This window comes from Micromonospora sp. NPDC049060 (assembly GCF_040649055.1).
Taxonomy (GTDB): Bacteria; Actinomycetota; Actinomycetes; order Mycobacteriales; family Micromonosporaceae; genus Micromonospora; species Micromonospora reichwaldensis.
This window is the reverse complement of sequence record NZ_JBEZEV010000135.1, coordinates 1-11,422: the sequence shown is the minus strand read 5'-3', so window position 1 is coordinate 11,422 and position 11,422 is coordinate 1. Positions and strand designations below refer to the sequence as shown.

8 protein-coding genes are annotated in these 11,422 nt (G+C 72.1%); 2 read left to right on the top strand and 6 right to left on the bottom strand.

Annotation, left to right across the window (positions count from 1 at the left end):
* Positions 1 to 138: 138 nt before the first annotated feature.
* From trxA to murJ, 6 genes are all read right to left on the bottom strand, one after another.
* Positions 139 to 462, bottom strand: a complete 324-nt coding sequence (gene trxA / locus AB0B83_RS29040; protein ID WP_151452747.1) for a thioredoxin — start codon at positions 460 to 462, stop codon at positions 139 to 141.
* A 32-nt stretch (positions 463 to 494) separates the two neighbouring features.
* Positions 495 to 1,448, bottom strand: coding sequence for a thioredoxin-disulfide reductase (trxB, locus tag AB0B83_RS29035; protein ID WP_357580831.1), 954 nt, complete (start codon positions 1,446 to 1,448; stop codon positions 495 to 497).
* A 177-nt stretch (positions 1,449 to 1,625) separates the two neighbouring features.
* Positions 1,626 to 2,771 carry a hypothetical protein gene (locus tag AB0B83_RS29030; protein ID WP_357580830.1) on the bottom strand — a complete coding sequence of 382 codons (1,146 nt, stop codon included), beginning with the start codon at positions 2,769 to 2,771 and terminating at the stop codon, positions 1,626 to 1,628.
* Positions 2,768 to 3,532, bottom strand: coding sequence for an RNA polymerase sigma factor SigM (gene sigM, locus AB0B83_RS29025; protein ID WP_357580829.1), 765 nt, complete (start codon positions 3,530 to 3,532; stop codon positions 2,768 to 2,770). The genes AB0B83_RS29030 and sigM overlap by 4 nt, the downstream gene beginning before the upstream one ends.
* Positions 3,533 to 3,596: 64 nt before the next feature.
* Complete coding sequence (locus AB0B83_RS29020) at positions 3,597 to 5,201, bottom strand: protein kinase family protein (RefSeq protein WP_357580828.1); 1,605 nt, start codon at positions 5,199 to 5,201, stop codon at positions 3,597 to 3,599.
* Between the two features lie 461 nt (positions 5,202 to 5,662).
* Positions 5,663 to 7,414: a murein biosynthesis integral membrane protein MurJ gene (gene murJ, locus AB0B83_RS29015; protein ID WP_357580827.1), complete on the bottom strand. Its 1,752-nt coding sequence runs from the start codon at positions 7,412 to 7,414 to the stop codon at positions 5,663 to 5,665.
* Between the two features lie 134 nt (positions 7,415 to 7,548).
* Between murJ and AB0B83_RS29010 the strand changes: the two genes are divergently transcribed.
* A complete protein-coding gene (locus AB0B83_RS29010; RefSeq protein ID WP_357580826.1) occupies positions 7,549 to 9,003 on the top strand; it encodes a CCA tRNA nucleotidyltransferase in 1,455 nt (484 codons plus the stop codon).
* A 226-nt stretch (positions 9,004 to 9,229) separates the two neighbouring features.
* Positions 9,230 to 11,281, top strand: a complete 2,052-nt coding sequence (locus AB0B83_RS29005) for a S8 family serine peptidase (RefSeq protein WP_357580825.1) — start codon at positions 9,230 to 9,232, stop codon at positions 11,279 to 11,281.
* Positions 11,282 to 11,422 lie beyond the last annotated feature (141 nt).

The following is an 11,422-nucleotide window of genomic DNA, read 5'->3' as shown; positions in this document are numbered from 1 at the left end:
GGGTGTGGGCGGCCTCGTCCTGCTGGTCAAGGGATTCGGCCAGTACAACGCGCTCACGTCGGCGTACGAGCGTGACCTGGCGGCGGCCGAGCCGATGCCCGGCGGACCGGGTACGGGGTCGACGCGCGTCGGTGCTGCTCAGAGCGCCGATTCGATGAGCCTGACGAGCTCGCCCTTCGGCTTGGCGCCGGCGATCGACTGCACCGGCTCGCCGTTCTTGAAGACGGTGAGGGTGGGGACCGACATCACCCGGTAGGTGCGGGCGGTCTCCGGGTTCTCGTCGATGTTGAGCTTGACGATGGTGACCTGGTCGCCCATCTCGCCGGCGATCTCCTCGAGCAGCGGCGACACCTTGCGGCACGGGCCGCACCACTCGGCCCAGAAGTCCACCAGAACCGGCTTGTCGGACTTCAGCACGTCGGCGGCGAAACTAGCGTCGGTGACCGACTTCGTTGCTCCCACTATGACCCTCCTCCGGGATGTGTTTCGGTTGTTCAGCCCTGCAGCGTGGCGATGAAGCGCTCGGCGTCCAGCGCGGCGGCGCAGCCGGTGCCCGCAGCGGTGATCGCCTGCCGGTACGTGTGGTCCACCAGGTCGCCGGCGGCGAAGACGCCGGGCACGCTGGTCCGGGTGCTGGGCGCCTGGACCTTCACGTAGCCCTCGTCGTCGAGCTCCACCTGCCCCCGGAAGAGCTCGCTGCGCGGGTCGTGACCGATGGCCACGAAGACGCCGGTGACGTCGAGGACCTTGGACTCGCCGGTGTGCGTGTTGCGTACCCGCACCCCGGAGACCTTGCCGTCGTCGCCGAGGATCTCCTCGACCGTGGTGTTCCACTCGACCTTGATCTTGTCGTTGCTCAGTGCCCGCTCGGCCATGATCTTGCTGGCCCGGAAGGAGTCCCGGCGGTGGATGATGGTGACCGATTCGGCGAACCGGGTGAGGAAGCTGGCCTCCTCCATCGCCGAGTCACCGCCGCCCACGACCACGATGTGCTGGTTGCGGAAGAAGAAGCCGTCACAGGTCGCGCAGGACGAGACGCCGTGGCCCAGGTACTCCTGCTCGCCGGGCACGCCGAGCGGACGCCACGCCGAGCCGGTGGAGAGGATGACCGCCCTGGCCCGGTACGCGGTCTGGCCCACCCAGACGGTGCTGACGGCGTCGGAACCCACGCTGCCGGTGTCCTTCAGCTCGACCCGCGTCACGTCGTCGGTGAGGAACTCCGCGCCGAACCGCTCGGCCTGCTTGCGCATGTTGTCCATCAGCTCGGGGCCGAGGATGCCGTCGGCGAAACCGGGGAAGTTCTCCACCTCGGTGGTGGTCATCAGCGCGCCGCCGGACTGCACGCCCTCGATGATGAGCGGCTTGAGGTTGGCGCGCGCCGCGTAGACCGCCGCCGTGTAACCGGCTGGCCCGGAGCCGATGATGATCAGGTTGCGGACCTCGTCCACTGCCGTCTCCCGATTGTGTTGTTCGCCATCGGCGCGCACCGATGCCGATCCGATGCCGACGCCGCTCGGTGCCGGCACTTCGATGTGCAGAACGTCATCGTACGAACCGGGGATTCCCGAGCCGGTCATCCGGTGGGTCAGGTCACGTGGACGGCCAAACGGCCGGTGACCGCGAATTCACCCTACCCGCGTGCGGTAGCGGCTGTCCGAGCCGGACCCGGGCACACCGCATTCCGGCCCGCTCGCCCAGGCCCAGTGCGCTCCCGTGGCGTCGGTGAAGCGCACGATCAGCGCCGGGCGGCCCTGGAACCGGGCGTAGTCGACCACGTCGACCACCAGCGGACCGTTGCCGTGCTCGGCCTTGATCTCGCCGATGCAGGCACCCAGCGCGGCGGGGTCGGTGAGCCGGTCGAGCCCGGTGACGGAGCCGGGCAGCCGCCCGCCCTCCGCCTGGACGCCGGGCTGCTCTCCGGGCGGGCCGCCGGTGAACGGCCGTGCCTTCGGCGACGACGGAAGGGCGGCCAGGGACTCCGGCGTGTAGTCCGTTCCGCTGCGTACCGACGGCTCGCCGGCGATCCGGAAGGGCGTGGCGGCGGGGGCGGCGCCCTCACGGTTCGTCGCGGGCAACGCCGTGTCCGCGGCCCCGCCCGTCTGCTGGTCCCTGGTGAGTTGGTCGACGCCGAGCCCGACCGCCGCGATCGACACGGCGGCCAGCGCGACCGGCCCGGCCAGCCGGGTCCAGCGGCGCCGTCGTCGGCCGGGCCCGGTGGCCCCGCCGCGGCCCGGCTCCGACCGGGGTACGCCGGCAGGACGTCTCCCGGACCCGCCGAGCGGCTGTGCCGGTACCGCCCCGATGCCCGTTCTGACCGTAGGTTGCCCCTCCGCCGGCCGTTCCCCGGCGGACGTCGCGTCGTCCCCAGCCCTCCGGCCGCCCGGCTCGGCCCGGCCCGGCCCCGAACGGTCCGGCTCGGATCGGCCCGGCCCGGCGGAGTCCGCAGTGGCGGGGCCGGACGCGGTGCCGAGGCCGGACGCGGTGGCGGGGTCGGCTGCGGTGTCGGGGTCGGACGCCGTGGCGTGGGCCAGGGCGGCAACGATCCGGTCGGTGACGTCGGCCGGCATCTCGGGCGCGGACGCGCCCCAGGTGGCCAGGTCCGCGTGGACGTCCGCCACGGCCGGGGCCAGCAGCGCGTACGCCTGCGCCCAGTCGGGGTCCTCGTCGACCAGTCGGGCGACGAGATCCTCGTCCGGGGTGCCGTCCAGCGCCCCGCCGAGGTAGTCGGCGAGCAGGTCGTGGTCGACCTCCCTGTACCCCCCGGCAGTCACGCGTCCTCCTGGTGGAGATCCCGCCGGGACCGTCCCGACCCCGATCGGACGCCCTCGGGCGACCGGGGGTTCCCTCGGGTGACGGCCGGCACGTTCGGGCCCGTCGCCGGGGCCGGCTCCGCCCGCTGCGGGGTGGTCTGCGGCTCCGGCTTCTGCCTGGTGGGGCGCAGATGTCCGAGCTGTGTCGCCAGGCGGGCCCGGCCCCGGGCGCACCGGCTCTTGACCGTCCCCTCGGCCACGTCGAGGATCCGGGCCACCTCGGCCACGGGGTAGCCCTGCACGTCGACCAGGATCAGCGCCGCCCGCTGCTCGGCCGGCAGCTCGGCGAGCGCCTGCCGGACCACGAGCGCCGTGTCGTGGTCCTGCACGGGTGCCGCCGGCTCGACGCCCCCGGTGCCGGAGTCCGTGTCCCGGACGCCGTCCGGCAGCGGCACCGTCGGGTGCGCCTGGCGGCGGCGGATCCGGTCCAGGCACGCGTTCACCACGATCCGGTGCAGCCAGGTGGTGACCGCCGAGTCGCCCCGGAACCGCCCGGCGGCGCGGTGGGCGGAGAGCAGGGCGTCCTGGAGGGCGTCGGCGGCCTCCTCGCGGTCGCCGAGCGTGCGCAGGGCCACCGCCCAGAGCCGGTCCCGGTGCCGGTGGAAGAGCTCGGCGAAGGCGTGCGGGTCGCCGGCCACGTGGGCGTGCAGGAGGTCGAGGTCCGCCGGCCCGGACGGCGGCACCGACGACGAGACCGGCGGACCCGCCGGTCCACCGGTCACCCGTTCCCCGCGTACGCCCATCACCACGTCCGGCGGATGCGGTGCCCGGAGCGCGGTGGCTGCCTCACGACCCCTGGACCGTGATCTCCTGGACGCCGAGCTTGTAGCCGCCGTCGCTCGACGGCAGCTCGGTGATCCAGAACAGCAGGTAGCGGTACTTCTGGTCGGCGTTGAAGCCGTTGAAGGTCATCTTGGTGCCCTCGTGCTCCTCGAACGGCTGCCCGATCGCGGTCTTCCTGTAGTCCGCGAAGAGCTGGGCGTCGCCGGAGGACGACGACGGCCGGTCGGTGGTGCCGGCGTAGAGCTGGGCGGAGGCGCCCCGGGCGGACAGGAGCACCTGCACGGACTTGACCGTGTGCTCGCCGCCGAGGTCGATCCAGACGCCCATGCCCTTCTTGAGGTTGCCGAAGTTGGCGCGGCCCCGGTAGGTCTGGGTCTCCCAGCCCTCGTCCTCGTCCCCGTCGTACACCTTGTCGGCGTTGCGGACCTCGGTCCGGTCGCCCTCCGGGTCGATGATCCGGGCGGTGCTGATCTTCAGCGGCCCGGCCGTGATGGCGGCCGGGGTGGCGTCGCCGGCGGGCGCGTTCGACGAGGGCGCCGCGACCGGGTTGGTCTGTGGGTCGTCGTCACCGCCGCCCAGGGCGGTGATGCCGATCAGCAGGCCGACGAGGGCGACCGCCAGCAGGCTGGCGATGCCGATCGCGACCTTGCGTCCGCCGGCGGCGGCGAGCGGCGACGGCTCCTCGCCGGTGTCGGCCGCGAAGCGCAGCGGGCCGGCGCTGTCGAGGAACTGCTCGTCGGCCGGCACGTCCAGCCGGGCCAGCTCGGCCGCGAGCACGTCCGACGAGGGCGGCTCGATCTCGGCGTCGAGCAGGTCCATGGTGAGGTCGTCGAGGTACGCCGGCACGCCCGCCCGCACCTGCCGGGGGGCGGCGAGCGCGCCGCCCGCGTCGCGTACGGCGTCGGGGATGGCGGCCCGGCCGTGGCCGGCGGTGGCGCCACGCAGCGGGGCCTCGGCGTGCGGCCAGTGCCCGGTCAGGGCGAAGTAGAGGACCCCGCCGATCGCGCGGACGTCGCTCTGCTGGCTGTCGGCGCCGTCGGTGCGCGCGTCGGCCAGCACCACCCGGCCGTCGTCACTGATCATCACCGTGCCGGGGTGGACGTTGCCGTGCACCATGCCGGTGGCGTGCACGGCGGCGAGGGCGCTGGCGACCGCGTTGCCGATGGTGGTGGCGCGCGCCGGGTCCAGTGGCCCGTCGGTGACCAGCTCGCGCAGCGACTGCCCGTCGACCCACTCCCGCACCACGTACGCCCGCTCGGCCTCGTCGATCGCGTCGTAGACGCCGACGAGGTTGGGGTGGATGACGCGGCTGGCCGCGACGGCGCCCTGGAGCATCTCGGTGGCCGAGTCGCCACCCGGGTAGCGCAGCACGACCGCGACGGGACGGCGCAGGATGACGTCGACCCCGCGCCAGACCAGCCGACCCGCGCTGTCGTTGTTGATGTGCTCGACCAGCTCGTAACGCTCGGCGAGGATCTCACCGGCCGTGGGAGCACCGAAGGTCATGACCTGAGGAGCGCTCTCCTCCGCCTCCTGACCTTCGCCGACCTGGGTCACCCGTCCTCCCTCGGTGATCGTGTCGATCGATGGACCCGCGCTGCTGGGCATGTGGCTTCCCGCTCTGCCTTCGAAGGAACCGGCCGACCGGTGTCGACGCGGAGCGTCGGCGCCTGCCGTACCCGTCGAGAGCGACCTTACCCGGGTTGGCCGTCTCCCCGACATGTCATCTTCGCGCCGCTCCCGGGCCGAGCTGCCGGCACGCGACCGACTTGTCCGGTTGCTCCCGTTGTCAGCCACGTTGCTGGCACATGTACTGGCCAATCTAGAGGTTGGCCGCAAGCGCCCGCAGGGAGGGGGCCGGCCGTTGCGGCGAGCGCGCCGACGCAGCCGGGTTCCCCCCGACCGGACCGCCATGCTCAGCCGTACGGCTGGTTATCCACAGGTCCTTTCGGTGCCTGAGCGGCGAATCACGGAGTTATCCACAGGCGCATCCCCAGGCTGGTGATCCTCGTTCACAGAGAGTGCAGTCCGCCCGCAGCGTGTCGCCCGCCCGGGGAGACGGGTATCGGTCAGCGGCCCAGCCGGCGGCGGACCATGCCCACGACCTCGGTGATCTCGCCGATCCGCAGGACCATGGCCAGCCCGAGGTACGTCCCGCCGATCACCGCCCCACCGACCACGAGCTGGACGACGGCCTCCAGGCGGCTCGGCGTGTCGTCGCCGGGCAGCAGCTTGACCACGATCAGGCCGACCACCGCCGCGCCGAGCGCCGCGACCGCGACCCGCGCGCTGGTGCGCATGATCTCGCCGAGGCCGATCCGACCCACCCGGGGACGTAGCAGCCAGGCGGAGGCGATCGCGGCGGCCAGGTAGGAGATGGCGTTGCCGATCATCATGCCGGCGCCGGCGAAGCTTGCCGAGAAGACCGCGAAGAGCACGATCTGCACCCCGATGCGCAGCGCCACCACCGGAATGTTGATCAGCGCCGGGGTGCGGGTGTCCGGCAGGGCGTAGAAGGCGAACGTGAAGAGCTGGCTGACCGCGAATGGCACCAGGGCGAGCGCGGCGGCCAGCAGCACCAGCGAGGTGGCGGTGGCGTTGCCCTCGTCGAAGGCGCCCCAGCGGAACAGCGTGAACGAGATCGGGGAGGCGAGCACGGCGTAGCAGACCGCGATCGGGGCGAGCACCGCGGTGACCGTCCGGGTGCCCCGGGACAGGTCGGCGGCCACGTCCGCGTACCGGCCGTCGGCGGCGGCGGCGCTCATCCGGGGCATCAGCGCGGTGATGATCGAGACGGCGATGATGCCGTGCGCCGTCATCAGCAGCAGGAAGACGTTGTTGTAGATCAGCGGGCCGGCGGCGTTCTCCCTGCCCGCCCGGTTCAGCAGGTTGAACAGCACGATCAGGCCGATCTGGCTGACCGCGACGTAGCAGAACATCCACGCCCCGAGCCGGCCCAGCTCGCGCAGGCCCAGCTCGCGGAAGTCGAAGCGCAGCTTCCAGCGGAAGCCCACCTTGCGCAGCGCCGGCAGCAGGCCGGCGGCCTGGATGGCGACGCCGAGCAGGGTGCCGCCGCCGATCAGCAGGATCCGCCCGGTCGTCATCTCCTCCGGCTTGATGATGTCCGCGCCGAAGATCGCGATGTAGAGGCCGGCGGTGGCGATCACCACCAGGTTGTTCAGGATCGGCGCCCACATGGGGGCGGCGAAGTGACCCCGGGTGTTGAGTACCGCGCTGATCAGCGCGCTCAACCCGGAGAAGAAGATCATCGGCAGCATCAGGCGGGCCAGCGCCGTGACCAGGCCCGAATAGCCGTCCGTCGACTCGCCGCTGCCGTAGAGCCAGGTCAGCGTCGAGGCGAACCCGACCGCGAGCAGGGCCGCCACGCCGAGGGCGAGGACCGCCAGGGTGAGCAGCCGCTGGGCGTACGCCTGGCCGCCGTCCGAGTCCGACTTGCGCCGCCGTACCAGCACCGGGATCAGCACGCTGGTGAGTACGCCGCCGAGCAGGAACTCGTAGACCATCCCGGGCAGGATCTGCGCGGTGGTGTACGCGTCACCGACCAGCGCGCCGCCGAGCGCCGCCGCGATCACCAGGTTGCGCAGGAAGCCCGTACCGCGGCTGACCAGGCTGCCCATGGCCATCACCGCGCTGTTGGTCGCGGCGCTTGCCTCGCCCACCTGTTCCTGCGGCGGCGCCGTCGACTCCATGGCCGGCTGGTTGAGCGGCTCGGCGGAGATGAACGTGGCGCCGTCCGACGGCCGGTCGGGCGCGGCGCCGCCCTGGGCGGCGTTCGCGCTGCGGTAGAGACCGCCGCTCATCTTGTCGCCTCCAAGGCAGAGAGGTACGTCGGAGCCGGGCCACGGCCCGCACGTCACAGACGATAGTCAACGGCCACCCGTTACCCGCGCCCGGCGGACCGCATCCTCGTCGGGACCGATAGTCTGGCGCTCCCATGTCCGAAGCCTCCGCTCCCCACGCCGCCGACCGCCGCGAACTCACCGCCGCGCAGCGCAACGCCGTCGCCGAACTGCTCCGGGTCTCCCCGGTCGCCGACGAGTTGGGCCGCCGGTTCGCGCGGGCCGGCCACGAGCTGCACCTGGTGGGCGGTTCGGTACGCGACGCCCTGCTCGGCCGCCTCGGCGACGACCTCGACTTCTGCACCGACGCGCACCCCGACGAGACCCTGCGCATCGTGCGCGGCTGGGCCGAGTCGATCTGGGAGACCGGCCGGGAGTTCGGCACCATCGGGTGCCAGCGCGACGGGCTGCGGCTGGAGATCACCACCTTCCGCGCCGAGTCCTACGACCAGGTCAGCCGCAACCCGGTCGTCGAGTACGGCACCGACCTCGCCGAGGACCTGCGGCGGCGCGACTTCACCATCAACGCGATGGCGGTCAGCCTGCCCGAGCACCGGTTCACCGACCCGCACGGCGGGCTGGACGACCTGGCCGCCAAGGTGATCCGCACCCCGGGCACCCCGGCGGAGTCCTTCGGCGACGACCCGTTGCGGATGCTGCGCGCGGCCCGCTTCGCCGCGCAGCTGCGCTTCGCGGTGCACCCCGACGCGTACGCGGCGATGACCCGGATGGCCGCCGACCTGGACCGGATCACGGCCGAGCGGATCCGCGACGAGTTCACCAAGCTGCTCTGCGGCGCTGACCCGATCACCGGGCTGCGGCTGCTGGTCGACACCGGGCTCGCCGAGCGCTTCCTGCCGGAGTTGACCGGGCTCAAGCTGGAGATCGACGAGCACGCCCAGCACAAGGACGTCTACGAGCACACCCTGACCGTGGTGAGCAACGCCGTCTCGTACGAGACCGAGGGGCCGGACTTCGTCCTGCGGATGGCCGCGCTGATGCACGACGTCGGTAAGCCGGCGACGAAGGCGGTGGGCTCGGACGGCCGGGTCAGCTTCCACCACCACGAGGTGGTCGGCGCCCGGCTCACCAAGGCCCGGCTGAAGGCGCTGCGCTACCCGAAGGAGATCACCGCCAAGGTGACCGCGCTGGTGGCGCTGCACCTGCGCTTCTACGGCTACGGCCGGGGCGAGTGGACCGACTCGGCGGTGCGCCGCTACGTCGCCGACGCCGGTGACCTGCTGCCGCGGCTGCACAAGCTGACCCGGTCGGACTGCACCACCCGCAACCGCCGCAAGGCGGCCCAGCTCGCCGCCGACTACGACGCGCTGGAGGAGCGGATCGCCCGGATCGCCGCCGAGGAGGACCTGGCGCGGGTCCGGCCCGACCTGGACGGCAACGCCATCATGGAGCTGCTGGGCGTACCGCCGGGGCCTGTCGTCGGACAGGCCTGGAAGCACCTCAAGGAGCTGCGCCTGGAGCGCGGCCCGCTGGACCGCGACGAGGCCGAGGCGGAGCTGCTGCGCTGGGCCCGCGACGAGGGCCTGTAGCGCAGACCGGTGCCGATGCCGGCCGGCGTCCTCCGACGGCGGGGCGTACCGCTTCGCATAGCGAGTACGAGACGCCAACGTATCGACCGAATGGCTGACGCGTCAGCTACTGATCATTACTGATGATGGGGCGGAATTCTCCAGCCCTCCGAGTCCGGTAGAGGCTGGCCGTGTGACCGGTCCGCGTCCACAGCGGACGGTCCTTCGAATCAACGGGGAGTCATTTGTGAGACGTCGTGGCGTTGCGCGCCGCTCAGCGGTGGCGGGCCTGCTTCTCGCCTCCGCGACGGCCGTCGCCGTCGCCGGTTCGGGTGGCGCGGCGATGGCCGAGCCCGCCGAGCCGACCCGGGCACCCGTGCGCGGTGCCGAACCCGGCGAGGTCGTACCGGGCCGCTACATCGTCGTCTTCAAGGACGGCAAGGCAACACCGAGCGAGACCCGGGCCGCCGCGTCCGCGCTCGCGCAGAAGAACGGGGGCAAGGTACGCAAGGTCTTCACCAACGGCCTGCGTGGGTACTCGATGGAGGCCAGCGCGGGTCAGGTGAAGCGGCTCTCGCTGGACCCGCAGGTGGCCTACGTGGAGCCCGTCGTACGGGCCTCCGCCACCGGGACCCAGAGCAGTCCGCCGTCCTGGGGCCTGGACCGGATCGACCAGGTGTCGCCGAAGCTGGACGGCTCCTACACCTACCCCGGCACGTCGGCGGCGGGCGTCACCGCATACGTCCTCGACACCGGTATCAACATCACGCACCAGGACTTCGGCGGCCGGGCCAGTTACGGCTTCAACGCCGTGTCCGACCGCACCTCCACCAAGGACGCCAGTGACTGCGACGGGCACGGCACGCACGTGGCGGGCACGGTGGGTGGCACCAGGTACGGCGTCGCCAAGGACGTCAAGCTGGTCGCGGTGCGGGTCCTGGACTGCGAGGGCTCCGGCACGAGCGAGGAACTCCTCAGCGGTATCAACTGGGTGACCGCGAACGCCGTCAAGCCGGCCGTGGCGAACATGAGCCTCGGTTTCGGCGGCAACGTCCAGGCGGTCAACGACGCGGTGAACGCCTCGATCGCCAGCGGCATCACCTACGCGGTCGCCTCGGGCAACTCCATGCAGGACGCCTGCCTGGTGAGCCCGGCGTCCGTGCCGGCAGCGATCACGGTCGGCGCCACGGACAAGATCGACGCGCGGGCCTGGTTCTCCAACTACGGCGCCTGCGTCGACACGTTCGCGCCGGGCGTCAGCATCACCTCCGCCACCATCGGTTCCACGACGGGCGCCGCGACGCTGAGCGGCACCTCGATGGCGTCACCGCACGTCGCCGGCGCCGCGGCGCTGCTGCTGGCGGCGAACCCGACGTGGAGCCCGTCGCAGGTGCGCGACAGCATCGTGATCGGTGGCCTCTCCGGCGCCGTCCACGACACGCAGCGCTCGCTGGACCGCTTTCTCCAGGTCGGTACCGGGCCGGTGGCCCGCAGTTCGTACGGGCTGAAGGCGCGGATCAACGGCAGGTTCGTGGTCGCGGACGGTGCGGGCACGAAGCCGTTGATCGCCAGCGCCGCTGCCATGGGCGGGTGGGAGAAGTTCGACATCGTCGACGCCGGAAGCGGGTACGTCGGGCTGCGGGCACGGGCCAACGGCAGGTTCGTCGTGGCGGACGGTGCGGGCACGAAGCCGTTGATCGCTGGCGCCGCTGCCATCGGCGGGTGGGAGAAGTTCCAGATCGTCCACAACACCGATGGCAGTGTCAGCCTCAAGGCAGTGGTGAACGGCAAGTTCGTCGTCGCGGACGGCGGGGGCACGCTGCCGCTGATCGCGAGCGCCGATGCCATCGGCGCCTCGGCGAAGTTCGACCTGGAGGCACCGAACCCGATCGTCAGCCTCAGGGCGGCGGCGAACGGCAGGTTCGTCGCCGCGGACGGTGCGGGCACGAAGCCGCTGATCGCCGGCGCCGCTGCCGTTGGCGGCTGGGAGAAGTACGAACTGGCCTTCCTCCCCGAGGGCAGCTTCTTCACGCTGCGCCCCCTGGTGAACGGCAAGTTGGTGACCGCAGCGAGCGAAGGCACGAAGCCGTTGATCGCCACGAGCACCACCGTCGGCTCCGCAGAGGTGTTCGACTTCATCGACTACAACGCGGACGGCTCCATCTATCTGCGCGCGTACGTCGACGGGCAGGCGATCACCGCCGGTGCCAACCCGCTGATCTCGGACCGGACGATCGACTGGTCCAGCCCGACCCTGGGTCTCGGAACCGCACAGAAGTTCACCGTCGACGTTGTCTGACGGCCCCTGTGGCACCCGCCGTGTCGGCCCCTCGGGCGGCGCGGCGGGTGCCGGCCCACCGGGCCTCCGCCGGACGGTCACCACCGTCAGGTGATCTTCGCCTCACCGAACGTCGGCGCCCGCCGAGCCGTCTCAGGAGCA

Bases quoted from the DNA above. Each gene is read 5' to 3' on its own strand.
- AB0B83_RS29020 (WP_357580828.1), bottom strand. From the start codon at position 5,201: ATGCCCAGCAGCGCGGGTCCATCGATCGACACGATCACCGAGGGAGGA.
- murJ (WP_357580827.1), bottom strand. From the start codon at position 7,414: ATGAGCGGCGGTCTCTACCGCAGCGCGAACGCCGCCCAGGGCGGCGCC.
- AB0B83_RS29010 (WP_357580826.1), top strand. From the start codon at position 7,549: ATGTCCGAAGCCTCCGCTCCCCACGCCGCCGACCGCCGCGAACTCACC.